The sequence below is a fragment of the Streptococcus wuxiensis genome, assembly GCF_040888245.1.
In the GTDB taxonomy this organism is placed as follows: Bacteria; Bacillota; Bacilli; order Lactobacillales; family Streptococcaceae; genus Streptococcus; species Streptococcus wuxiensis.
Genome location: NZ_JBFNFE010000002.1, coordinates 248921 through 272929, shown reverse-complemented (window position 1 = coordinate 272929; position 24009 = coordinate 248921). Strand labels below are relative to the sequence as shown.

Here is a 24009-nt window from a genome sequence, read left to right as displayed (position 1 = left end):
AAACATTGTCAATGTATCTAAAAATCAAGGGAGATGTTTAAATTATCTCCCTTGAATCAATCAATTAGTTACCAAATTTTTGTTGGATTGTTTCTTTGATCAATGTTACAGCATCATTAGCAGCTGTTTTAGCATCTTTCTTACCGCTTACAGCGTCAAAGAGCATTGTTTTAGCTGGGTCCCAAACTGTTGACATTTGAGAGATGTTTGGCATTGGTTGTGCGTTCTTGAACTGCTCGATAACAGCTGTAGTCAACTCATCTTTTTTACCTTCAGCGTAAGAACGAGCTTCAGTGTTAGCTGGGATTTCGTTAGTTGCATCGTAGAATGCTTTTTGTTGTTCAGTTGATACAAGGTAGTCTACAAATTTTTGAGCGCCTTCAAGGTTCTTAGTGCTTGATGGGATGATCCAAGCTTTACCACCACCAAAGGCTGCGTAGTTTTTGCCGTTTGGAAGAGTTGGGATAGTTGCAACACCGTAGTTTACTTTAGCATCTTTGAATGCTTGAGCTTTCCAAGGACCATCGATGATAGCAGCTGTTTTACCTTCTTGGAATTGAGTTTGGATCAAGTTTCCAGCACCTTCAGTATCTTGCATACCTTTAGGCCATTTTTCGTACCAGGTTTTAGCGTATTCGATTCCTGCGATAGCACCATCGTTAGCAAGACCGATATCTTTAGGATCTTTACCATTTTGACCGAATACATAACCACCGTTACCAGCAAGGAGTCCGTATGCGTAGTAGAAGTTTGTCCAGTCAGCTAGGAAGGCAGTAGTTTTGCCATCTTCACCAGCGAAAGCGTATTTGCTATCTTTAGCAAGGTTTTCTAAGTCAGCAAATGTTTTTGGAGCTTCTTTGAGCAAGTCTTTGTTATAGTACATAACAAGTGACTCGATAACGGCTGGAGCGCCGTAAACTTTACCGTCAGCAGCTGTTACAAGAGATTTAGTAGTATCATCTGTTTTAGCACCGTCGCTTAGTTTAACTTCTGAAAGTTGTCCATCAGTACCAAGGCTACCTACACGGTCGTATGGTGCCATCATAACGTCAGCAGCTTGACCTGATTGGTTGTCAAGTGAAAGTTTGTCAAGTCCGCCAAGTTGGTCACCAGATTTGATGTTAACTTTAGTTCCTGATTCTTTTTCATAAGCAGCAGCAACTTTCTCAGCGTAAGCTTTATATTGGTCTTCAACGTAGAAAGTGATTTCTTTGCTTCCTGATGCAGAAGAATCAGCTGCTTTATCAGCAGTTTTGCTTCCGCAAGCTACCAAAAGCAAGCTAGCAAGAGTAGCAGTACCAAGTACAGCAGCGCTCTTCATGAATTTAGTTGACATAGTGTATTCCTCCTAAAGAATAACAAATTTTAATTTCGAGGAAACGCAAACGTTTTCCCTTATGACCTTAGTATAGCACAAACAGAAAACGGTTGCAAGCGTTTTTTTGAAAAAAATTTAAAAAACTTATGACTGGCCAATTCGCAAAATTGTCTGTATAATAGAAGAGAAATAGGAAATCGTGTAAATTTCAATTCAAAAATAATTGAAGGGAAACGCTTGCATAAATAGAAGACGAAACAAATGGAGGGGGAAATTTAAAATATAGGGAATTTCCGATTTCGGAAATAAAAAGTAGAGAAAAAGTTTTTTTTACAAACGCTTGCATTTATTTTAGAAATGGGGTATACTTGACTTAGCGCAAACGTTTGCGCAAAAATTGAAATAATTAACAATATAAACACTTGAGGTGCTAATATGAAAAAACGTCAAAGCGGTGTGTTGATGCACATCTCATCACTTCCAGGAGCATACGGAATCGGATCATTTGGTCAAAGCGCCTATGATTTCGTTGACTTCTTGGTTCGTACAAAGCAACGTTACTGGCAAATCCTTCCTTTGGGAACAACCAGCTATGGAGATTCTCCATACCAATCATTCTCAGCCTTTGCTGGAAACACTCATTTTATCGACCTTGATATTTTGGTGGAGCAAGGTCTCTTGGAAGCAAGTGATCTTGAAGGTGTGGACTTTGGTAGCAACCCAACTGAAGTTGACTACGCTAAAATCTACTATGCACGTCGTCCACTTCTAGAGAAAGCTGTCAAACGTTTCCTTGAAGTCGGAGATGTCAAAGACTTCGAAAAATTTGCTCAAGAAAATCAATCATGGCTTGAACTATTTGCAGAGTATATGGCGATCAAGGAGCATTTTGATAATCTTGCTTGGACAGAATGGCCAGATGCAGATGCTCGTGCTCGTAAAGCTTCTGCTCTTGAAAGCTACCGTGAGAAATTAGCTGACAAGCTTGTTTACCACCGCGTAACCCAATACCTTTTCTTCCAACAATGGTTGAAATTGAAAGCATACGCTAACGAAAACCACATCGAGATTGTCGGAGATATGCCTATCTATGTAGCGGAAGATTCAAGCGATATGTGGGCTAATCCACATCTCTTTAAAACAGATGAAAACGGGAAAGCGACTTGCATCGCAGGTTGCCCACCAGATGAATTCTCTGCTACTGGTCAGCTCTGGGGTAACCCAATCTATGACTGGGAAGCTATGGACAAAGATGGCTACAAATGGTGGATTGAACGCTTGCGTGAAAGCTTCAAAATCTACGATATCGTTCGTATCGACCACTTCCGTGGATTTGAGTCTTACTGGGAAATTCCTGCTGGTTCTGAAACAGCAGCACCTGGTAAATGGGTGAAAGGTCCTGACTACAAACTCTTTGCAGCGGTTAAAGAGGAACTTGGTGACTTGAACATCATCGCAGAAGACCTTGGATTCATGACTGACGAAGTTATTGAACTACGTGAACGCACTGGCTTCCCAGGAATGAAGATTCTTCAATTTGCCTTCAACCCAGAAGACGAAAGTATTGATAGCCCACACTTGGCACCTGCCAACTCTGTTATGTACACAGGAACACATGATAACAATACAGTTCTTGGTTGGTACCGTAATGAGATTGACGATCCAACTCGTGAATACATGGCTCGTTACACGAACCGTAAAGAGTATGAAACAGTGCCACACGCAATGCTTCGCACAGTATTTTCATCAGTTAGCTTCATGGCTATTGCAACCATGCAAGACTTGCTAGAACTAGATGAGTCAGCTCGTATGAACTTCCCATCTACTCTTGGTGGAAACTGGTCATGGCGTATGACAGAGGATCAATTGACTCCTGCTGTCGAAGAAACTTTGCTTGACTTGACTACAATTTATCGCCGAATCAATGAAAATTTGGTAGAATTAAAGAAATAAGACATTATCAGGAGACACAAAAAATGTTACCATTAAAAGAATTTGTACAAAATCGTTACAATAAATCTATCGCAGAATGTAGTAACGAAGAGCTTTACCTTGCTCTTCTTAACTACAGCAAACTTGCAAGTAGCCAAAAACCAGTGAACACTGGTAAGAAAAAAGTTTACTATATCTCAGCTGAGTTCTTGATCGGTAAACTCTTGTCTAACAACTTGATTAACCTTGGTCTTTATGACGAAGTTAAAAAAGAACTTGCTGACGCAGGTAAAGAGTTGATCGAAATCGAAGAAGTAGAATTGGAACCATCACTTGGTAATGGTGGTTTGGGACGTTTGGCAGCCTGCTTTATCGACTCAATCGCTACACTTGGTTTGAACGGTGACGGTGTTGGTTTGAACTACCACTTTGGTCTTTTCCAACAAGTGCTTAAAAACAACCAACAAGAAACAATTCCTAACGCTTGGTTGACTGACCAAAACTGGTTGGTTCGTTCAAGCCGTAGCTACCAAGTGCCATTTGCACACTTCACATTGACATCTACTCTTTACGATATCGATGTACCTGGTTACAAAACAGCTACTAAAAACCGTTTGCGTTTGTTTGACTTGGATTCAGTTGATTCATCTATCATTGAAGATGGCATTAACTTTGATAAGACAGACATCGCTCGCAACTTGACTCTTTTCCTTTATCCAGACGATAGCGACAAACAAGGTGAATTACTCCGTATCTTCCAACAATACTTCATGGTTTCAAATGGTGCTCAATTGATCATCGATGAAGCAATCGAAAAAGGAAGCAACTTGCATGACCTTGCTGACTACGCAGTTGTACAAATCAACGATACTCACCCATCAATGGTGATTCCTGAATTGATCCGTCTTTTGACTGAACGTGGTATCGAACTTGATGAAGCAATCTCTATCGTTCGTAGCATGACTGCCTACACTAACCACACAATCCTTGCTGAAGCCCTTGAAAAATGGCCTCTTGAATTCTTGGAAGAAGTGGTTCCTCACTTGGTACCAATCATCAAAGAATTGGACCGTCGTGTTAAAGCAGAATACAAAGACCCAGCTGTTCAAATCATCGATGAGAGCGGACGTGTTCACATGGCTCACATGGATATCCACTACGGATACAGCGTAAACGGGGTTGCGGCTCTTCACACTGAAATCTTGAAGAACTCAGAGTTGAAAGCTTTCTACGACATCTACCCAGAAAAATTCAACAACAAAACAAACGGTATCACATTCCGTCGTTGGCTCATGCATGCTAACCCAAGCTTGTCTCACTACTTGGATGAGATCCTTGGACGCGAATGGCACCATGAAGCTTCTAAATTAGAAGACCTTCTTTCATACGAAGACAAGGCTGCTGTCAAAGAAAAATTGGAAAGCATCAAAGCTCACAACAAACGTAAATTGGCTCGTCACTTGAAAGAACACCAAGGTGTGGAAATCAATACTAACTCTATCTTTGATATCCAAATCAAACGTCTTCACGAGTACAAACGTCAACAAATGAACGCTTTGTATGTCATCCACAAATATCTTGACATCAAGGCTGGTAACATCCCTGCTCGTCCAATCACAGTATTCTTTGGTGGTAAAGCAGCTCCTGCCTACACAATCGCTCAAGACATCATCCACTTGATCCTTTGCTTGTCAGAAGTGATTGCTAACGACCCAGCAGTAGCTCCACACTTGCAAGTCGTAATGGTTGAAAACTACAACGTTACTGCAGCAAGCTTCTTGATCCCAGCATGTGACATCTCAGAACAAATCTCACTTGCTTCTAAAGAAGCTTCAGGTACTGGTAATATGAAATTCATGTTGAACGGAGCTTTGACTCTTGGTACTATGGACGGGGCTAATGTGGAAATCGCTGAGTTGGTTGGAGACGAAAACATCTACATCTTTGGTGAAGATTCAGAAACTGTTATCGATCTTTACGCAAAATCAGCTTACAAATCAAGCGAATTCTACGCTCGTAAAGCGATCAAACCTTTGGTTGACTTTATCGTGAGCGACGCTGTTCTTGCAGTTGGTAAGAAAGAACGCTTGGAACGTCTTTACAATGAATTGATCAACAAAGACTGGTTCATGACTCTTCTTGACTTGGAAGACTACATCAAAGTGAAAGAGCAAATGCTTGCTGATTACGAAAACCGTGACGCATGGTTGGATAAAGTGATCGTCAACATTGCTAAAGCAGGATTCTTCTCATCTGACCGTACTATCGCTCAGTACAACGAAGACATCTGGCACTTGAACTAAGATTAAACAAAAACGCATCTTTAATAGATGCGTTTTTTCATATTTAAACTAATTTACAGTGCTTTCCCAACCAGAATCTCTGCTTCGATGGTAATCTCAGTTAACTGGCTCCAGTCAATCTTGCTTTGGTCAACGTGAAAGAGTAGAGGGGTCATGCTAAGCAGTGCTTGGCGTTGTTCTGCGGTGACGGACTTGTTCAGGGAAGCTATCTGACTAGATTGGATGCGGAAATGTTCCTGGAAATGTTCCTTGATATCTTGGTTGGAATAGTCCTTCTTTGTTAGCTGGTCCTGTACAATTTGACGGATTTCCTTGAGGTGGTTTTCAGTTGGTATGACCTTAATTAAGATACCGTTTTGGGATAAAACGCGGCGAAATTCTCCGTAGTTGGCAGGCGAAAAGATATCAAGCAGGATATCCATGCTGGCGTCTTTTATAGGAAGACGAGCCAGGTCGCCAACGAACCAGTTGACTGCCCAGTTGGTTTCACTTTTAGCAGCGATTTGGACCGAGTCTTTTGAAATGTCAAAGGCATAGAAGGTCTTATCAGAGTGACTTTCTTGGAGTTTGCGAGAGTAGAAACCTTCGCCACAACCGATGTCCAAGACAGTTTTTGCAGATGATTTAGTCGCTAGTATGTCTGAGATGCCTTCTAAGATAGCCTGATAAAAGCCAGCTTCTAGGATTTGCTGGCGATTTTGAAAGTTTTCCTTGTCGTAGTTGGCCGATTGCTTGATTTGTGGTGCTAGATTGACATAGCCGAATTTTGCTAGGTCAAAAGAATGGCGGTTGCTACACTTGAGGCTAGTCTCTATCAAGTTTAGATTTTCTTGGCAGATAGGGCAGGCAAAGGCACTAGCAAAAGCAAAGCGCTGGAGTTTGGGTTTGAGGTTTGTATTCATAGTTTAAGTCTAGCAAAAAAAGGACTGGATAGCAAATGCCTCCAGTCTTCTTTTTAATATGTAAGGACGAAGTATTTTTTCTTACCACGGCGGATAACAGTGAGTTCGTTCTCTAATTTATCGTTATCCCCTAAGACATAGTCAAGGTCTTGGATACGGTCACCGTTGATGTAGATAGCTCCGTTTTGAACATCTTCACGGGCTTGGCGTTTTGAGTTAACCACGCCAGAAGATACGAGAAGTTCAACGATGTTGTGATTTTCGTCTGCCTGTACTTGGTAGTTTGGCACGCCACGAAGTCCTTGTTTGAGTTCTTTGACAGAAAGTTTTTTGATATTTCCTGCAAAGAGTTGTTCAGTGATGTTAAGGGCTTCTTTGTAGGCTTCTTCTCCGTGGACAAGGGTCACGACTTCACGAGCGAGGACTTTTTGAGCCAAGCGTTCGTGTGGTGCTGCTTCGAATTGTTTGCGGATGTCTTCAATCTCGTCTAATGACAAGAAAGTAAAAATCTTCAGGAAGCGAACAGCATCAGCGTCCATAACGTTCATCCAGAATTGGTACATTTCGTATGGAGAAGTCTTTTCAGGGTTGAGCCAAACAGCGTTTCCTTCTGATTTACCAAATTTCTTACCAGTTGCATCTGTAATCAGTGGAACAGTAATTACGTGACCAGTCTTGTCAGCTTTACGACGAAGCAACTCGGTACCAGCGGTCATATTTCCCCATTGGTCAGAACCACCGATTTGAAGGGTTACATTGTGTTCTTGGTTGAGGACAAAGAAGTCGTACCCTTGCATGATTTGGTAGGCAAACTCAGTGTAAGAAATCCCTGTTTCAATCCGTTTCTTCACAGATTCCTTGCTCATCATGTAGTTGACAGTGAAGTATTTTCCGATATCACGGAGGAAGTCAATGAAGCTGATGCTGCCAAACCAGTCGTAGTTGTTGACCATGACAGCTTTATTTTCACCATTTTCAAAATCAAGAAAACGAGAAAGTTGTCCTTGGATAGACTTGGCCCAGCCATTTACTGTGTCTTTTGTTTGGAGACTACGCTCAGCATCTTTGAAGGACGGATCTCCGATGAGACCTGTAGCACCGCCAACGAGCGCATATGGTTTGTGACCTGCTAACTGCAAACGACGACTTGTCAAGATTGCGACAAGGTGACCTAGGTGAAGGCTGTCAGCAGTTGGATCGTAGCCAGTATAATAAGAAACTTGACCTTCTTCTAGGGCTTTACGCAAAGCTTCTTCATCAGTCGTTTGAAAAATCAAACCACGCTCTTTTAGCTCATCAAAAATGTGCATGTGTCTTTTCTCCTTTTTAAAATATTGTTTCTACCTATTTTACCACAAACTTAGCAAATAACCTAGTAAAATCGGGAAGAAAGTTGCTGCTTGGACTTTTTTGGAAACGAGTGAAATATGGTATAATAGCACTAACTTATACTCAATGAAAATCAAAGAGCAAACGAGGAAGCTAGCCGAAGGCTGTACTCGAGTACGGCAAGGCGAGACTGACGTGGTTTGAATTTGATTTTTGAAGAGTATTATTTTCAGAGAAATAGAAAAAAATAGTTAAGAAAGGGGCTGAAAGATGTCTCATATTATTGAATTGCCAGAAGTCTTGGCCAATCAGATTGCAGCAGGAGAAGTCATCGAACGTCCTGCCAGTGTAGTTAAAGAATTAGTTGAAAACGCCATTGATGCTGGCTCTAGCCAGATTATCGTTGAGATTGAAGAAGCTGGTCTTAAGAAAATCCAAATCACAGATAATGGTCACGGGATTGCCCACGATGAAGTCGAGTTGGCTCTCCGCCGTCATGCGACCAGTAAGATTAAGAATCAAGCGGATCTTTTTCGAATTCGGACCCTCGGTTTTCGTGGAGAGGCCTTGCCCTCTATCGCATCTGTCAGTGTTTTGACTTTGTTGACAGCAGTGGATGGTGCCAGTCACGGGACCAAGCTAGTGGCTCGTGGGGGAGAAGTTGAGGAAATCATTCCAGCGACCAGTCCTGTGGGGACTAAGGTTTGTGTGGAAGACCTCTTTTTCAATACACCGGCTCGTCTCAAGTATATGAAGAGTCAGCAGGCAGAGTTGTCTCATATCATTGATATTGTTAATCGTCTAGGGTTGGCCCATCCTGAGATTTCTTTTAGCTTGATTAGCGATGGTAAGGAAATGACACGAACAGCTGGTACGGGTCAACTGCGCCAAGCCATTGCTGGAATTTATGGTTTAGCCAGTGCCAAAAAGATGGTTGAAATTGAGAATTCTGACCTAGATTTTGAAATTTCTGGTTTTGTCTCATTGCCTGAGTTGACCCGGGCTAATCGTAACTATATCAGCCTTTTTATCAATGGCCGTTATATCAAAAACTTCCTGCTCAATCGTGCCATTTTAGATGGATACGGTAGCAAGCTCATGGTGGGGCGTTTTCCGCTGGCTGTGATTCATATCCAGATTGATCCATATCTAGCAGATGTCAATGTGCACCCGACCAAGCAAGAGGTGCGAATTTCTAAGGAAAGAGAATTGATGGCGCTGGTTTCAGAAGCTATCGCAAAGAGTCTCAAGGAACAGACCTTGATTCCAGATGCCTTGGAAAATCTGGCCAAATCTGCGGTTCGCAATCGTGAAAAGGTGGAGCAAACGACTTTGCCACTGAGAGAAAATACGCTCTATTATGAAAAAAATGAACCGACCAGACCGACACAAGCTGAGGTGGCAGACCATCAGGTGAACCTGACTGAAGAGAAACAGGATTTGAATCTGTTTGCTAAGGAAACTTTAGACCAGATAACCAAACCAGCCAAACTGCATTTTGCAGAGAGAAAGTCAGCTAGCTATGATCAACTAGACCATCCAGAGTTAGACCTAGCTAGTCTGGATAAGGCTTATGACAAGTTGGAGCGGGAAGAATCTTCAAGCTTTCCAGAGTTGGAATTTTTCGGTCAGATGCATGGAACCTATCTCTTTGCCCAAGGTCGAGATGGGCTCTACATCATAGATCAGCACGCGGCTCAGGAACGGGTTAAGTATGAGGAGTACCGTGAGAGCATTGGCAATGTTGACCAGAGCCAGCAGCAACTCCTAGTTCCCTATATCTTTGAATTTCCTGCGGATGATGCCATTCGTCTCAAGGAAAGAATGTCTCTTTTAGAGGAAGTTGGCGTCTTTCTAGCAGAGTACGGGGAGAATCAATTTATCTTGCGTGAACATCCCATTTGGATGGCAGAGGAGGAAATCGAGTCTGGGATCTATGAAATGTGCGACATGCTCCTCTTGACCAAGGAAGTTTCTATCAAGAAATACCGAGCTGAACTAGCCATTATGATGTCCTGCAAGCGGTCCATCAAGGCTAACCATCGTATTGATGACCACTCGGCTAGACAACTCCTCTATCAGCTTTCTCAATGTGACAACCCATACAACTGTCCCCACGGACGTCCTGTTTTGGTCCACTTTACCAAGTCAGACATGGAAAAGATGTTCCGTCGCATTCAGGAAAATCACACGAGTCTACGAGAACTAGGAAAATACTAAATTTAAAGGAAAATTATGTACGAATATTTAAAAGGAATCATTACTAAAATCACTGCCAAATACATCGTTCTAGAAGCTAACGGTATCGGCTACATTCTGCATGTAGCTAACCCTTATGCCTACACAGGGCAAGTCAACCAAGAAGCGCAAATCTATGTGCATCAAGTTGTACGTGAAGATGCTCATCTACTTTACGGTTTTCGTTCAGAAGACGAGAAAAAGCTCTTTCTTAGCTTGATTTCTGTATCAGGCATTGGCCCTGTTTCCGCTCTTGCCATCATCGCAGCTGATGACAATGCAGGCCTCGTTCAAGCTATTGAGACTAAGAACATCACCTACTTGACCAAGTTTCCTAAAATCGGTAAGAAAACAGCCCAACAGATGGTATTGGATCTAGAAGGTAAGGTGGTTGTGGCAGGGGATGACCTCCCTGCTAAAACTGCAGCTCCATCTAGCAGTGACAACCAAGAACTGGAAGAAGCTATGGAAGCCATGTTGGCACTGGGTTACAAGGCAACAGAGCTCAAGAAAATTAAGAAATTCTTTGAAGGAACTTCAGATACTGCTGAAAACTACATCAAATCTGCCCTTAAGATGTTGGTGAAATAGGAGAAGTCTATGCCAAAACGCTGTGGCTGGGTTAAAATGAACAACCCTCTGTATGTAGCCTACCACGATGAAGAGTGGGGCCAGCCCCATCATGATGACCAAGCGCTTTTTGAGTTGCTCTGCATGGAGACCTATCAGGCGGGCTTATCTTGGGAAACGGTGCTCAATAAACGACAGGCTTTTCGTCAAGTTTTTCAGGGTTACCAAATTCAAGCTGTTGCAGACATGACGGATGAAGAATTGGAAGCTTTGATGAATAATCCAGCAATTATCCGCAACCGTGCCAAGATTTTTGCGACACGTGCCAACGCCCAGGCCGTTCTACAAGTTCAGGCAGAATTTGGCACCTTTGATGCCTATCTATGGTCTTTTGTAGATGGACAAACCATAATCAATGATATCCCGGACTACAGTCAAGCACCGGCCAAAACGCCTTTGTCTGAAAAAATATCCAAGAATCTCAAAAAACGAGGCTTCAAATTTACTGGACCAGTCGCTGTCTTGTCCTATCTGCAGGCTGCAGGGCTAGTTGATGACCATGAGAATGATTGTGAATGGAAGGGTGGAAATAAGTGACGTTAGATGTCTAGAACATCTGAGAGTATAGAAAAAAGCTGAGAAATTCATCTCAGCTTTCTTTGTTATAGTCAAATCGAATGACTTGCTCCGTTGCGTCTACATACGCGTGGACTCCAAAGGGAACAATTGCTCTTGGTGTGGCATGACCAACGTTTAGATTATAGACAATCGGGGTATTGCTGTCAATGATATCCAATAGTGCCTCTTTATAGTCGTCATAGAAAGTTTCATCCATAGGTTTTCCGACCAAGAGTCCACTGATGACTTCAAATATCCCAGTTTCTTTTAAAGCCTGCAACATTTTTTTGAAAACATCAGGTTCAGGCTTTTCTTCACTTGTTTCTAGCAATAGAATCTTTCCTTTCCAGTCGGATAAGTCAGGGAAGAGTCTGTACTTTTGGCAGAGTTCTGTACTGTCTACATATCGAGAGTTGTCAAAGATATCGTAGAGGGATTCGAGGCAACCACCGAGGATTTTTCCCTCGAACTGGGCAGTTCCTTGTAACAAGTCAAAACCTGTATTTGTATGGCTGACACGAGGTGTTCCCAGAGCCTTGGGACTGAAGTCAGTTCTTTCCTCATACCAAAGGTCGCTAGGGCGGATTTCTGAGATTTTTCCAGTCTCAATCAATTCTTTAAAGTAGTGGAGGCTGTATGGCAACATTTCTTTGTCTAACTCACAAATGTCTGCTAAAAAGGATTGACCATAAAAAGTCTTGATTCCTAGTTTATGCAACATGAGGTGGTTCATAGTTGTATCCGAGAAGCCAAGAAAAATTTTTTGTTTGATAACCTTTTGTAGTTGGTCATTTTCAAAAAGATAAGGCAATAAACGATAGGTATCGTCTCCACCGATGGCGCATAAGATCATGTCGATGCTTTCATCAGAAAATGCCTGCATCAAATCCTCCGCACGAGCTTCAGGATGTTCTTTGATAAAGTCTAAGCCTTTTAGCGAATGGGGCAAAAAGATAGGACTGAGTCCTAGGTCCTTGAGACGTTGGATACCCAAGTCCACTTCGTGTTTTACAAAGTCCTCTCCGATAATGCCACTAGACAAGCTCACAATACCAATAGTAGAAACCATATCTTATCCTCCGAGAAATAGATTGAGCTTATTTTATCACAAAAGATGAGGGAAAACAACAAGAATTAGAGCCAGAAGAAGGCTTTTGGATCAAGAAAGTAGTAAAAAGCAACCAATTGTGTGGTTGCTTTTTATAGTAGTTGCATTCTTATAGAGCAGTAAGGAAGGTCAGTCCGCCAAGGATAACCCCAGCCGAGTTTGGAATGATTAGAATCCAGTCTTTCTTAGGTTCTTTTGTCCATCCATAAATGACCCAGATTAAGCAAGAGACTGCTGCTGATAAAGGTTGGAATGGTTGAGCTTTATTTCCTTGTAAATTGGCAAAAATTTGGGGGATGTAGGCTATAAATACAATAATCCCGATAAAGGCACCAATTGAACCGACAATTTGATTAATTCTCTGTTTAGTCATATATATTTCTCCTTATTACTTTATTATCATAACAGAAAAACAACTTGAATTCAAGGATAAAACCTAGGGATTTTAAGGGGAGCCGTTACATTAGAACGTTTTTAGAAAATGTAGCTACTTTTCTTTGGAGAATCAAAAAATGCTTTGGAGCCATAATAAAAGTAGTCTGTCTGTAAAACACACTACTTTTTTTGTTTATCTTAATATCTAGCTGGTCCAGCACTTGCGCTCTTGATGTTGAAACGTTTTTTGAGGTAGAAACGTAGGGCAAGAAGTGCTCCTCCAATCACCAACAAAACAAGTGGTGGGAGACTAATATTGATGGCTTGTGGAAGGAAGTTACTCAAGAAGAGGATGAGAACCCAGGCAAACATGGTTGCCAACATAACTAAAAGTGATTTCCAGAATGGAGGGCGTTGGCTACGGTCAGTATCTGGTCCGTAGTAGCGGTAAATGAAGTGGTAGAGAAGATAGAAGGCAACTCCACCAAAGGCTCCTACACTGATAAGTGTTACCAATCCGTAGGCCACAGGTTGGTTTGAGAAGAAGCTCATCAAGGCGCTAACTACTGCAAATAATCCTGTGATGAAAAGGGCTGAATCCAACATCATCAATTTTGGATCGTCGTTTTCTTTTGGATGTTCTTTTTCGTATTGCTCTTTTTCGCTGAAACTATGAGCCCAGTGAGTTGGTGCTCCGTAGATAGAACGAGCTGTCACTCCTTTTGGTTGCTCCTCAAGGATATGAGGAATGACTTCTTCAAGGATAGCCTTGATTTCGGCATCGGTTTTCCCGTCCTTGAGAAATTGCTGGGTTGCAATATGGATAAATTCCTGGTTTTTCTTTGTTAATTCTTTTAAATCAATCTGTGACATAATAACTCCTGTTTAGAACCATTTTTTATGGATGAGGTAAAGAGTGAGAGAAACACTCATAGCAAAGGCGATAAAGACGATGAGCCAGAAAGCATGCGGTTCTCCGTTTAAAGGGATTTCATTGTCCTTAAAGTTCATTCCGTAAGCTGAGAAAATCATAGTCGGGATAGACATAACGATGGTCACGAGGGCCAAGGTTTTCATGATATTGTTCTGGTTGTTTGAAATGATAGAGGCAAAGGTCTCTGTCATAGAGTGAAGGACGTTTCCATAGATATCCGCCATCTCGATGGCCTGTTGCGTTTCAATCAATGTGTCTTCAAGTAGATCTTCGTCTTCAAGGTATTTCTTAATATTGCTAGTTGCGCTGGTCAATTTTTTAATCACGCGCTCGTTTGTCTTAAGAGAGGCCTTGAAGTAGACGATGGTCTTTTCCAACTCCATGAGTTCAATCAATTCTTCATTTCGAGTAGATTTGTGAAGTTGGGTTTCGATTTGCTCACTCTTACGTTCAATTGAACGAAGGGCTGTCAGATAAATTTCAGCGTTGCGGTAGAGGATTTGAAAGATAAAGCGCGAACGCATAAAGGTATAGAAATTTCGAAGTCTCCGATTGATAAAGACATCTAGAAGTGGGAGAGGTTCCAAGCAAGTAGTAATGATAGCCTCCTCTGTGATGATAATCCCCAAGGGAATGGTCACATAGTAGGTACGGTTATTTCTCTCCTCGGTAATGGGAACGTCTACGATGATCAGAGTGTATTCATCTTCAATGGTAATACGAGACATTTCTTCCGCATCGAGTGGTGCACGGAGGTCAGCGATATCAATATCAAAAGCAGAAGCAATTTCCATCGATTCGCTTTGTGTAGGATTGACGAGATTGATCCAAGTGCCCGGTTGGAGCGTATCGATCTCTTTAAATTCAGTTGTTGTTGAGAGAAAGACTTGTTTCATATCTCCTATCCTTTCCTAATCTATTCTGTGTTTAAGTGATTTTTAGCACCGTACTATTATACTACAAAATCGGCTTTTTTGGTAATAGAATTTCACTTTTTTTGGTATAATGGGAATCAACAATGGACTAGAAAGAAGTAACATGCAAGATAAGATTGTCATCCATGGGGCACGCGCCCATAATTTAAAAAATATTGACGTGGAAATTCCACGTGACAAGCTAGTTGTGGTGACGGGGCTGTCGGGTTCGGGCAAGTCCAGTCTTGCCTTTGATACCCTGTATGCAGAAGGGCAACGCCGCTATGTAGAGAGCTTATCAGCCTACGCTCGTCAGTTTTTGGGCAATGTGGAAAAACCAGATGTGGACTCTATCGATGGTCTCAGCCCTGCTATTTCCATTGACCAGAAAACGACTAGTAAAAACCCTCGCTCAACGGTTGGAACTACGACGGAAATCAACGACTACCTACGTCTCCTCTATGCTCGTGTAGGAACACCCTACTGTATAAATGGACATGGGGCTATCAAGGCTTCGTCTGTCGAACAGATCGTAGACAAGGTCTTGGAATTGCCAGAGCGCCAGCGTCTGCAGATTTTGGCTCCTGTTATTCGTAAGAAAAAAGGGCAACACAAGACTCTGATTGAAAAAATTCAAAAGGATGGCTATGTTCGTGTCCGTGTCGATGGGGTTGTCTATGATGTGACCGAAGTTCCTGAACTTGAAAAGAATAAACAACATACCATCGATGTGGTGGTAGACCGTATTATCATTAAAGAAGGCATCCGTAGTCGTCTCTTTGATTCCATCGAAGCAGCCCTTCGTATCGCAGAAGGTTATGTGGTTATCGATACTATGGATGATTCGGAGTTACTCTTTTCAGAACATTATGCTTGTCCAGTTTGCGGCTTTACAGTTCCGGAACTAGAACCTCGTCTCTTCTCCTTCAATGCTCCGTTTGGTTCTTGTAGTGAGTGTGATGGTTTGGGGATCAAGCTAGAGGTTGATACGGACTTAGTCGTACCAGATGCTAGCAAGACACTTCGTGAGGGAGCCTTAGCACCTTGGAATCCCATCTCTTCTAACTATTATCCAAATATGCTAGAACAAGCCATGACAGCCTTTGGAGTGGATATGGATACTCCTTTTGAGGACTTGTCTGAGGAGGAGAAACATCTCATTTTCTATGGTTCAGATGGTAAGGAATTCCATTTCCACTATGAAAATGAATTCGGTGGAGTTCGCGACATCAACATTCCTTTTGAAGGTGTTATAGGGAATATCAAGCGTCGCTATCATGAAACCAATAGCGACTATACCCGCACACAAATGCGTCTTTATATGAATGAGCTAACTTGTGGCACGTGTCATGGTTATCGCCTCAACGATCAGGCCTTATCCGTTCGTGTAGGAGGAGAGGAAGGACCTCATATCGGAGAAATTTCTGACCTCTCCATCGCAGACCACTTAGAAGCTATTGAACAGTTGACCCTATCAAATAACGAAGCCACCATCGCTCGTCCGATTCTTAAGGAAATAAAGGACCGCTTGACCTTCCTCAATAATGTTGGTCTCAACTATCTGACCCTTTCTCGTTCTGCAGGAACATTATCAGGTGGGGAGAGCCAACGTATTCGCTTAGCGACCCAGATTGGTTCCAATCTCTCAGGAGTCCTCTATATCTTAGATGAGCCGTCAATCGGTCTCCACCAGAGGGACAATGACCGTCTGATTGCCAGTCTGAAAAAGATGCGGGATTTGGGTAATACTCTTATCGTGGTAGAACACGATGAAGACACCATGCGAGAAGCCGATTATCTGATAGACGTCGGCCCTGGTGCAGGGGTCTTTGGTGGAGAGATTGTAGCAGCAGGAACGCCTAAGCAGGTAGCTCGAAACAGTAAGTCAATTACAGGACAGTATCTGTCAGGGAAACGTGCGATTCCAGTACCGACGGAACGCCGTATAGGCAATGGTCGCTTTATCGAGGTGACTGGGGCGCGTGAGAACAACCTACAAAATATCACCGCTCGCTTCCCACTCGGGAAATTCATTGCGGTGACAGGGGTCTCTGGCTCAGGGAAGTCGACACTTATTAACAGCATCCTCAAAAAAGCCATTGCTCAAAAACTCAATCGAAATTCAGACAAGCCTGGAAAGTTTAAGACTATCTCAGGGATTGAGCATATCGATCGTCTGATTGATATTGACCAGAGTCCTATTGGAAGAACACCGAGGTCTAATCCTGCAACCTATACAGGTGTCTTTGATGACATTCGAGATCTCTTTGCTCAGACAAATGAAGCCAAGATTCGTGGCTATAAGAAGGGTCGCTTCAGTTTCAATGTCAAGGGTGGTCGCTGTGAGGCCTGCTCAGGTGACGGGATTATCAAGATTGAGATGCACTTCTTGCCAGACGTATACGTAGCTTGTGAAGTCTGCCATGGAACCCGCTACAACAGTGAAACCCTGGAAGTTCATTATAAGGAAAAGAATATCTCGCAAGTTTTAGATATGACCGTCAACGATGCGGTGGAATTTTTCAAACACATTCCAAAAATTCAACGCAAACTCCAGACTATCAAAGATGTTGGTCTAGGCTATGTGACCTTAGGGCAACCAGCCACGACACTTTCTGGTGGAGAAGCGCAACGTATGAAGCTGGCTAGCGAGCTCCATAAACGCTCGACCGGTAAATCCTTCTACATTCTAGATGAACCGACAACTGGTCTTCATACCGAGGATATCGCGCGTCTACTAAAGGTCTTGTCTCGCTTTGTAGATGATGGCAATACAGTTCTCGTGATTGAGCACAATCTAGATGTCATCAAAACAGCAGACCATATTATCGACCTAGGCCCAGAAGGCGGTGTTGGTGGTGGTACCATCATTGCAACAGGAACTCCAGAGGAAGTAGCTGCTAATGAAGCTAGCTATACAGGACAGTATTTGAAAGGAAAGTTACATCATGAATAAACGTGTGCAAGCATTTCTCGATAAAATGCAAGAAAAAGAACTAGATGGGATCATTATCAATAACCTTAAGAACGTCTACTATTTGACAGGATTTTGGGGTTCGAATGGAACAGTCTTTATCAGTCGTGACCGTCAAATTTTGGTGACAGATGCCCGCTATATTATCGCTGCTAAGCAAGAAGTAACTGGTTTTGAGATTTTTGCAGAGCGTGATGAGTTGGCTACTATCGCAAAAATTGCTAAAGACATGGGACTTTCTCGTATCGGGTTTGAAGATGAAATTTCGGTTTCTTATTACCACCGCATGCAAGCCGCTTTTGAAGGTTTGGAATTAATTCCTCAGACACAGTTTGTTGAAGCGCTTCGCATGATTAAGGATGAGACAGAGATTGCGACGATTCGTAAGGCTTGTTCAATATCAGACCAAGCTTTCCACGATGCCCTTGAATTTATCAAGCCAGGGAAGACTGAAATTGAAATTGCCAACTTCCTTGATTTCCGTATGCGTGAGCTGGGAGCGGCAGGTTTGTCTTTTGACACAATCCTAGCGAGTGGCATCAACTCTTCTAAACCCCATGCCCACCCAATGCACAAGCCGGTAGAACTAGGCGAAGCTATCACTATGGACTTTGGATGCCTTTACGAGCATTATGTGAGTGATATGACTCGTACCATCTACCTAGGCCATGTCAGCGACGAACAAGCAGAAATCTACAACACTGTTTTAAAGGCTAACCAAGCATTGATTGACCAAGCTAAGGCTGGCTTAGGTTTCCGTGACTTTGACAAGATCCCTCGTGATATCATTGTGGAAGCAGGCTATGGACAATACTTTACACACGGTATCGGACACGGTATCGGACTTGATATCCACGAAGAACCATACTTTAGCCAAACTTCTACAGAAGTTATTAAATCGGGTATGGTCTTGACTGATGAACCCGGTATTTATATCGAAGGTAAATATGGAGTTCGTATCGAAGATGATATCTTGATTACAGATACAGGTTGTGAGTTATTAACCCTTGCTCCAAAAGAATTAATCGTAATCTAAGAAAATGAGATAAATCGTTGACTTTTATTAGTTAAAGGTTTATACTGAAAGGCGAAAACGGTAGGTGAGGCTACCATAGGGATACGGATGACTACCGCAAAGCAGTGGAGACACTACTCGTTGGTCAACAGTCCTGGTCGCGAAGGTCAAGACTAAGCTCATTACATCGCCCTATGGAGTTAAAGCTTGAACGAAAACAGATCATAAGTTTTTTAGTCCTGCCATTTTATGGCAGGATTTTCTGCTGTTTTAAAACAAAGAAAGGAGACAAACAATGCAAATTGACGATCATCCAGAACCGCACATACACAGCCAATCGCTGATTTGTGTCGTTCTGTCCCTATAAAGTGATTGGTCTCTGTGTATGATACTCTTCGAAAATCAAATTCAAACCACGTCAACGTCGCCTTGCCGTACTCAAGTACAGCCTGTGGCTAGTTTCCTAGTTTGCTCTTTGATTTTCATTGAGTATGAAATCACCATTCATACAGATAGGAGAAACCAATGAAAACTACAAAAGAAAGACTAGCAGTAGCTATTCAAACTCCATTAAAAGATAGTCTAGCTTTTTATCATACAAGTCTAAAAGGCCTAGACCAAGAACAAGTCGAAGAAAACCGTGACCTATATGGTGAAAACACCATCACAAAAGGTCAAGAGGATTCCATCTTTAAAAAGATTTATGAGTCTATTATCAATCCTTTCACAATCATTTTGCTTGTGATTGCCTTTATTTCTCTCGTTACAAACGTTTGGCTTGCCAAACCTGGCCAAGAGGACCCTACGACCTCTATTATTATCGTTGTCTTGGTTTTGATTTCAGGAGGCATCCGTTTTGTCCAAGAGTTGCGGAGCGACAAGGCGACAACCAATCTTTCAAAAATGATTGTCAACACTGCAACTGTTATTCGCGATGGTCTTGAGCAAGAGTTGCCAATCGATGAGTTGGTTGTGGGAGATCTCGTGAAATTGAGTGCGGGAGACATGATTCCAGCAGATGTTATCTTATTTGAATCCCGCGACTTTTTTGTTCAACAGTCAGGCTTGACTGGAGAAAGTGATGCAGTCGAAAAACTTGCTTTAAATAAAGCCACTGGTCAAAATATAGATAGCCTTTTAGAAGCAGAATCCTTGGCATTCATGGGGACAAACGTTATCTCAGGAAGTGCGACAGCTATGGTTCTAGCAGTTGGGGATGACACCATGATGGGAGCAATTGAGCAAACTCTCAACACTTATGATGAACCGACTTCTTTTGAGCGTGAAATGAACAGCATTTCTTGGCTCTTGATCCGCTTGATGCTTGTCATGGTTCCAATCGTGTTTTTTGCAAATGGATTAACCGATGGAGATTGGCTAGAAGCGGGAGTGTTTGCCTTGAGCGTTGGTGTCGGACTGACACCAGAAATGCTGCCAATGATTATTACAGCCAGCTTAGCCAAAGGTTCCATTATCATGGCCAAGGAAAAGGTAGTCATCAAAAAACTCAATGCTATCCAGGACTTAGGAGCAATCGATATCCTTTGTACGGATAAAACTGGAACTCTTACGCAAGATGAGATTGTCTTAGAATATCCCTTGGATATCCATGGTGATTTGGATATGGCAGTCTTAAGAAGAGCTTATCTAAATTCACATTTCCAAACCGGTTTAAAAAACTTGATGGACCGTGCCATCATCAGTAGAACTGAAAAAGAAGCCAAGGAACATGTTATCCTACAAAATCTAGACACCAGTTTCCAAAAAATCGACGAACTACCATTTGATTTTGAACGTAGACGCATGAGTGTTATCGTCAAAGATGATAGCAATGTTGTTAGTATGGTGACCAAAGGCGCCTTGGAAGAAATGTTGACCATTTCGACACATGTGGAATATCGTGGAGAAATAATCCCTATTACGGAAGGTATTCGCCAAGAAGTACTGGCAGAAGTTGGTCAATTAAACCGTCAAGGTTTACGTGTATTAGGTGTTGGTTACAAGTCAGGTCTACGTGAAGATTATGCCTATGCTGTGACTGATGAAAGTGACATGATCCTTACAGGTTACCTTGCCTTTTTGGATCCACCAAAACCATCTGCAACACCCGCTATTCAAGCTCTACTTGAGCATGGTGTCAAAACAAAAATTTTAACTGGAGATAACGAGAAAGTAACCCAAGCCATCTGTGAAAAAGTTGGATTGGATGTTGAGCATATGCTCTTAGGTGCTGACATTGATCAAATGACAGACCAAGAATTGGCAGAAGTGGTTGAAAAAGTAACAGTCTTTGCTAAATTGTCACCTGACCAAAAAGCCCGCATCATTCTACAGTTAAAGAGAAATGGTCATGCCGTTGGTTATATGGGTGACGGTATTAATGATGCCCCATCTATGAAGGTGGCAGATGTTGGAATTTCCGTTGATACAGCAGTAGATATCGCAAAGGAAACAGCTGATGTTATTTTGCTGGACAAGGATCTCATTGTTCTTGAAACAGGTATCGTTGAAGGCCGGAAGGTCTACGCCAACATGACCAAATACATCAAGATGACCGTTAGTTCAAACTTTGGGAATATCTTCTCACTATTGGTTGCAAGTATTTTCTTGCCATTTTTACCAATGGCTCCTGTTCATCTCATTGTCCTAAACCTAGTCTACGATTTATCTTGTGTGGCATTGCCGTTTGATAATGTGGATCAAGACTTCCTAAAACAACCCCATACATGGGAAGCAAAATCTATTACTAGATTTATGGTTTGGATGGGCCCAATCTCATCTGTCTTTGATATTTTGACCTTTATTTTCCTCTACTTTATTATTGTTCCTTTGGTGACAGGCTATCATTATGTTCATGGTTCTGAATCTGCCCTTCAGTTTATTATCTTGTTCCAAACAGGATGGTTCATTGAATCTATGTGGTCTCAAACTATGGTTATCCATATGCTTCGTACGGCAAAAGTTCCTTTTGTACAAAGCAGACCAGCTTGGCTTGTAATCTTGACAACCATGGTTGCCGCAATTTTCGTAACTAGTCTGCCTTATGGACCGCTAGTAAATATTCTTCGTTTAGCTCCATTAGGACTTCCTTATTTCTTGTTCCTAACCTGTATTATTTTCTTGTACATGTTTAGCGTCACAGTTATTAAGAAATGTTACATTAGGAAGTACAAAGAATGGTTATAGTTCGGTTTTTGTCAAGAAAAAAGATAGAAAACTAGGGAAAAAGTCAAATTTTTTTAAAAATAGGTCGCAAGTCGGATGTTTTTTATGGTATAATAGAATAAACTGATAGTAACATGTAGCGAAAGGGGTAGGTACATGATCAAAATATATACAGTCTCAAGTTGTACTAGCTGTAAAAAAGCTAAGACCTGGCTCAATGCCCACCAGTTAAGTTATAAAGAACAAAACCTCGGTAAAGAGGGGATTTCTAGAGAAGAATTATTAGATATTCTAACAAAAACAGACAATGGAATTGCGAGCATTGTATCATCAAAGAATCGCTACGCTAAAGCTCTTGGAGTTGATATTGAAGATTTGAGTGTCAATGAAGTGCTTAATTTAATCATGGAAACACCACGCATCCTAAAAAGTCCAATTCTTGTTGACGAGAAACGTTTACAAGTTGGCTATAAAGAAGATGACATTCGTGCCTTCTTGCCACGCTCTGTCCGCAATGTAGAAAATGCAGAAGCACGTTTACGTGCAGCACTATAAAACATAAAGGCTGGGAGTGACTCCTAGCCTTATTTGATAGATAAATAAGGAAAAATAAATATGAAGAAGATAGTTATCGGTACAGTTGCGCTCCTATTTTTGCTAGCTGGTTGTGGACAGAAAAAAGAGTCTGCGGAACCTTCTAAAGATACAACGACAGAAGCTCTTCAATCAACTTTGCCTGTTCTAGAAAATGCCAATAACAATACAGTTGTAACAAAGACGCTTGTTCTACCTGCTGACGAAAATGGGGTTCAACAAACCCAGACCATTACCTATAAGGGCAAACAGTTTTTGAACTTAACGATTCAGCAAAAACGACAAGTTTCAGAAGACCTCAAGAACTTTATTGCAGAGCATGGATTAGAGGAAGCAAGAAAGGCCTTGAAAGAAGGAGAAGACAAGGATGAGTCGGTCCAAGAAGCACGGAAAATTCCTGGATTTAACATTGAAACCAATCTTTTAAGTGAAACCGAGATTGAAACAAAAACAAGTTATGATTTTCAAGTTCTAGACGTTAAAAAGGCAAGCGAAAGCGAATATTTAAAAAATGTGGGATTAGAAAATCTACTAAAAAACGAACCAGAAGAATATATTGAAAATCGAGTTGCAAGTGGCGCGACTGTCCAGTAAGGAAGTCACAGAAAATCAGCAAAATCAGGCTGTGTCATTTGTAGAATGGCTGTGAATGTGCTATAATAGTACTATTCTAAGGAAAGAGGGTGTTAGAATGGGATTTACTGAAGAAACCGTACGTTTTAAATTGGATGATTCCAATAAAAAAGAAATTAGTGAAACATTGACAGAAGTCTATGCTTCATTGAATGAGAAGGGGTATAACCCTATTAACCAAATTGTGGGCTATGTTCTCAGTGGAGACCCAGCCTACGTTCCTCGTTACAATAACGCAAGAAATCAAATCCGTAAATACGAACGCGATGAGATTGTTGAAGAATTGGTCCGCTACTACCTTAAGGGACAAGGAGTCGATCTATAACCAATGAGAATTATGGGGTTGGACGTTGGTTCCAAAACAGTAGGAGTAGCGATTAGCGATCCGTTAGGGTTTACAGCACAAGGGCTCGAAATCATCCAAATCAATGAAGATCAAGGAGAGTTCGGCTTTGAACGACTCAAGGAATTGGTTGACACCTATAAGGTAGAGCGCTTTGTTGTTGGTTTACCTAAAAATATGAACAATACCAGTGGACCTAGGGTGGAAGCGAGTCAAGCCTATGGAGCAAAACTGGAAGAACTCTTTGGTTTGCCAGTAGAGTACCAGGATGAGCGCCTAACCACGGTTGCTGCTGAGCGCATGTTGATTGAGCAAGCAGACATTAGTCGCAATAAGCGTAAAAAAGTCATTGATAAATTAGCAGCTCAATTGATTTTGCAAAATTATTTAGATAGAAAATTTTAAGACAGAGGAGAAACTATGTCACACGATCACAACCACGATCACGAAGAACGTGAACTTATTACACTTGTAGATGAGCAAGGAAACGAAACTTTATTTGAAATCCTTTTGACTATTGACGGAAAAGAAGAATTTGGTAAAAACTATGTTCTTCTTGTACCAGTTAATGCAGAAGAAGATGAAAACGGTGAAGTTGAAATCCAAGCATACTCATTCATCGAAAATGAAGATGGAACTGAAGGTGAATTGCAACCAATCCCTGAAGATTCAGAAGATGAATGGAACATGATTGAAGAAGTCTTCAACAGCTTTATGGAGGAGTGATACAGTCTGGGAGACTGT

At 41.8% G+C, this 24009-nt stretch carries 20 protein-coding genes and 1 riboswitch; of the genes, 13 read left to right on the top strand and 7 right to left on the bottom strand.

Translation table 11 applies throughout. The features are described from left to right. Nucleotides 1–64 precede the first annotated feature (64 nt). Nucleotides 65–1336 carry an extracellular solute-binding protein gene (locus tag AB2B47_RS04070; protein ID WP_006152962.1) on the bottom strand — a complete coding sequence of 424 codons (1272 nt, stop codon included), beginning with the start codon at nucleotides 1334–1336 and terminating at the stop codon, nucleotides 65–67. A 417-nt stretch (nucleotides 1337–1753) separates the two neighbouring features. Here AB2B47_RS04070 and malQ point away from each other — a divergent pair, with 417 nt between their 5' ends. Both malQ and glgP read left to right on the top strand, forming a co-directional pair. Next, nucleotides 1754–3271 (top strand): 4-alpha-glucanotransferase, encoded by a 1518-nt coding sequence (malQ, locus tag AB2B47_RS04065; RefSeq protein ID WP_320693685.1) that lies wholly within the window; start codon nucleotides 1754–1756, stop codon nucleotides 3269–3271. A gap of 23 nt (nucleotides 3272–3294) precedes the next feature. Further along, nucleotides 3295–5553 (top strand): glycogen/starch/alpha-glucan family phosphorylase, encoded by a 2259-nt coding sequence (gene glgP / locus AB2B47_RS04060; RefSeq protein WP_320693684.1) that lies wholly within the window; start codon nucleotides 3295–3297, stop codon nucleotides 5551–5553. 53 nt (nucleotides 5554–5606) lie between these two features. Here the strand turns inward: glgP and AB2B47_RS04055 are convergent, their stop codons facing one another. Then, the gene (locus AB2B47_RS04055; RefSeq protein WP_006152997.1) at nucleotides 5607–6455 is read right to left on the bottom strand and encodes a putative RNA methyltransferase; all 849 of its coding nucleotides are present in this window, start codon (nucleotides 6453–6455) and stop codon (nucleotides 5607–5609) included. A 53-nt stretch (nucleotides 6456–6508) separates the two neighbouring features. Beyond that, nucleotides 6509–7765: a tyrosine--tRNA ligase gene (gene tyrS / locus AB2B47_RS04050; protein ID WP_006152936.1), complete on the bottom strand. Its 1257-nt coding sequence runs from the start codon at nucleotides 7763–7765 to the stop codon at nucleotides 6509–6511. A gap of 289 nt (nucleotides 7766–8054) precedes the next feature. On the opposite strand from tyrS, the gene mutL reads away from it, so the two are divergent. Genes mutL through AB2B47_RS04035 form a run of 3 tightly spaced genes read left to right on the top strand, consistent with a single transcriptional unit; the run spans nucleotide 8055 to nucleotide 11189 of the window. After that, on the top strand, nucleotides 8055–10004 hold the full coding sequence (gene mutL / locus AB2B47_RS04045; protein ID WP_006152956.1) for a DNA mismatch repair endonuclease MutL: 1950 nt from the start codon (nucleotides 8055–8057) through the stop codon (nucleotides 10002–10004). Nucleotides 10005–10019: 15 nt separating this feature from the next. Further along, entirely contained in the window at nucleotides 10020–10613 is a 594-nt protein-coding gene (gene ruvA, locus AB2B47_RS04040) for a Holliday junction branch migration protein RuvA (protein WP_006153135.1), read from the top strand. A 9-nt stretch (nucleotides 10614–10622) separates the two neighbouring features. Beyond that, on the top strand, nucleotides 10623–11189 hold the full coding sequence (locus AB2B47_RS04035; RefSeq protein WP_006152809.1) for a DNA-3-methyladenine glycosylase I: 567 nt from the start codon (nucleotides 10623–10625) through the stop codon (nucleotides 11187–11189). 52 nt (nucleotides 11190–11241) lie between these two features. On the opposite strand, the gene AB2B47_RS04030 is transcribed toward AB2B47_RS04035, so the two are convergent. The 4 genes from AB2B47_RS04030 to AB2B47_RS04015 form a co-directional block, all read right to left on the bottom strand. Continuing rightward, nucleotides 11242–12279, bottom strand: a complete 1038-nt coding sequence (locus AB2B47_RS04030) for a S66 family peptidase (RefSeq protein WP_320693683.1) — start codon at nucleotides 12277–12279, stop codon at nucleotides 11242–11244. A 148-nt stretch (nucleotides 12280–12427) separates the two neighbouring features. Continuing rightward, complete coding sequence (locus AB2B47_RS04025; RefSeq protein ID WP_004250486.1) at nucleotides 12428–12691, bottom strand: SemiSWEET family transporter; 264 nt, start codon at nucleotides 12689–12691, stop codon at nucleotides 12428–12430. 200 nt (nucleotides 12692–12891) lie between these two features. Next, the gene (locus tag AB2B47_RS04020; protein WP_016466360.1) at nucleotides 12892–13566 is read right to left on the bottom strand and encodes a DUF1129 domain-containing protein; all 675 of its coding nucleotides are present in this window, start codon (nucleotides 13564–13566) and stop codon (nucleotides 12892–12894) included. Nucleotides 13567–13578: 12 nt separating this feature from the next. Continuing rightward, entirely contained in the window at nucleotides 13579–14523 is a 945-nt protein-coding gene (locus AB2B47_RS04015; RefSeq protein WP_004250490.1) for a magnesium transporter CorA family protein, read from the bottom strand. A 142-nt stretch (nucleotides 14524–14665) separates the two neighbouring features. Between AB2B47_RS04015 and uvrA the strand changes: the two genes are divergently transcribed. The 8 genes from uvrA (at nucleotide 14666) to AB2B47_RS03975 (ending at nucleotide 23991) form a co-directional block, all read left to right on the top strand. Continuing rightward, entirely contained in the window at nucleotides 14666–17497 is a 2832-nt protein-coding gene (uvrA, locus tag AB2B47_RS04010; protein ID WP_320693719.1) for an excinuclease ABC subunit UvrA, read from the top strand. Continuing rightward, entirely contained in the window at nucleotides 17490–18551 is a 1062-nt protein-coding gene (locus AB2B47_RS04005; RefSeq protein WP_320693682.1) for a M24 family metallopeptidase, read from the top strand. Before uvrA ends, AB2B47_RS04005 begins: the two co-directional genes overlap by 8 nt. Before the next feature lie 52 nt (nucleotides 18552–18603). Next, nucleotides 18604–18757: riboswitch (M-box (ykoK) riboswitch) on the top strand. 298 nt (nucleotides 18758–19055) lie between these two features. Further along, complete coding sequence (gene mgtA, locus AB2B47_RS04000) at nucleotides 19056–21716, top strand: magnesium-translocating P-type ATPase (protein ID WP_320693681.1); 2661 nt, start codon at nucleotides 19056–19058, stop codon at nucleotides 21714–21716. A 135-nt stretch (nucleotides 21717–21851) separates the two neighbouring features. Continuing rightward, on the top strand, nucleotides 21852–22250 hold the full coding sequence (gene spx / locus AB2B47_RS03995) for a transcriptional regulator Spx (protein WP_000591164.1): 399 nt from the start codon (nucleotides 21852–21854) through the stop codon (nucleotides 22248–22250). A 60-nt stretch (nucleotides 22251–22310) separates the two neighbouring features. Beyond that, nucleotides 22311–22883, top strand: a complete 573-nt coding sequence (locus tag AB2B47_RS03990; protein ID WP_006153107.1) for an SP0191 family lipoprotein — start codon at nucleotides 22311–22313, stop codon at nucleotides 22881–22883. A 97-nt stretch (nucleotides 22884–22980) separates the two neighbouring features. Beyond that, nucleotides 22981–23247 carry an IreB family regulatory phosphoprotein gene (locus AB2B47_RS03985; protein WP_004250500.1) on the top strand — a complete coding sequence of 89 codons (267 nt, stop codon included), beginning with the start codon at nucleotides 22981–22983 and terminating at the stop codon, nucleotides 23245–23247. Between the two features lie 3 nt (nucleotides 23248–23250). Then, the gene (ruvX, locus tag AB2B47_RS03980) at nucleotides 23251–23670 is read left to right on the top strand and encodes a Holliday junction resolvase RuvX (protein WP_006152930.1); all 420 of its coding nucleotides are present in this window, start codon (nucleotides 23251–23253) and stop codon (nucleotides 23668–23670) included. Between the two features lie 15 nt (nucleotides 23671–23685). Further along, nucleotides 23686–23991 (top strand): DUF1292 domain-containing protein, encoded by a 306-nt coding sequence (locus AB2B47_RS03975; protein WP_000017624.1) that lies wholly within the window; start codon nucleotides 23686–23688, stop codon nucleotides 23989–23991. Nucleotides 23992–24009 lie beyond the last annotated feature (18 nt).

Excerpts from the sequence above, each read along its gene's own strand:
- AB2B47_RS04015 (WP_004250490.1), bottom strand. The coding sequence starts at position 14,523 with ATGAAACAAGTCTTTCTCTCAACAACAACTGAATTTAAAGAGATCGAT.
- ruvX (WP_006152930.1), top strand. The coding sequence starts at position 23,251 with ATGAGAATTATGGGGTTGGACGTTGGTTCCAAAACAGTAGGAGTAGCG.
- malQ (WP_320693685.1), top strand. The coding sequence starts at position 1,754 with ATGAAAAAACGTCAAAGCGGTGTGTTGATGCACATCTCATCACTTCCA.
- tyrS (WP_006152936.1), bottom strand. The coding sequence starts at position 7,765 with ATGCACATTTTTGATGAGCTAAAAGAGCGTGGTTTGATTTTTCAAACG.
- uvrA (WP_320693719.1), top strand. The coding sequence starts at position 14,666 with ATGCAAGATAAGATTGTCATCCATGGGGCACGCGCCCATAATTTAAAA.
- mutL (WP_006152956.1), top strand. The coding sequence starts at position 8,055 with ATGTCTCATATTATTGAATTGCCAGAAGTCTTGGCCAATCAGATTGCA.
- spx (WP_000591164.1), top strand. The coding sequence starts at position 21,852 with ATGATCAAAATATATACAGTCTCAAGTTGTACTAGCTGTAAAAAAGCT.
- AB2B47_RS04020 (WP_016466360.1), bottom strand. The coding sequence starts at position 13,566 with ATGTCACAGATTGATTTAAAAGAATTAACAAAGAAAAACCAGGAATTT.
- AB2B47_RS04070 (WP_006152962.1), bottom strand. The coding sequence starts at position 1,336 with ATGTCAACTAAATTCATGAAGAGCGCTGCTGTACTTGGTACTGCTACT.
- AB2B47_RS04005 (WP_320693682.1), top strand. The coding sequence starts at position 17,490 with ATGAATAAACGTGTGCAAGCATTTCTCGATAAAATGCAAGAAAAAGAA.
- mgtA (WP_320693681.1), top strand. The coding sequence starts at position 19,056 with ATGAAAACTACAAAAGAAAGACTAGCAGTAGCTATTCAAACTCCATTA.
- AB2B47_RS04055 (WP_006152997.1), bottom strand. The coding sequence starts at position 6,455 with ATGAATACAAACCTCAAACCCAAACTCCAGCGCTTTGCTTTTGCTAGT.
- glgP (WP_320693684.1), top strand. The coding sequence starts at position 3,295 with ATGTTACCATTAAAAGAATTTGTACAAAATCGTTACAATAAATCTATC.
- AB2B47_RS04030 (WP_320693683.1), bottom strand. The coding sequence starts at position 12,279 with ATGGTTTCTACTATTGGTATTGTGAGCTTGTCTAGTGGCATTATCGGA.
- AB2B47_RS04025 (WP_004250486.1), bottom strand. The coding sequence starts at position 12,691 with ATGACTAAACAGAGAATTAATCAAATTGTCGGTTCAATTGGTGCCTTT.
- AB2B47_RS04035 (WP_006152809.1), top strand. The coding sequence starts at position 10,623 with ATGCCAAAACGCTGTGGCTGGGTTAAAATGAACAACCCTCTGTATGTA.
- AB2B47_RS03990 (WP_006153107.1), top strand. The coding sequence starts at position 22,311 with ATGAAGAAGATAGTTATCGGTACAGTTGCGCTCCTATTTTTGCTAGCT.
- ruvA (WP_006153135.1), top strand. The coding sequence starts at position 10,020 with ATGTACGAATATTTAAAAGGAATCATTACTAAAATCACTGCCAAATAC.
- AB2B47_RS03985 (WP_004250500.1), top strand. The coding sequence starts at position 22,981 with ATGGGATTTACTGAAGAAACCGTACGTTTTAAATTGGATGATTCCAAT.
- AB2B47_RS03975 (WP_000017624.1), top strand. The coding sequence starts at position 23,686 with ATGTCACACGATCACAACCACGATCACGAAGAACGTGAACTTATTACA.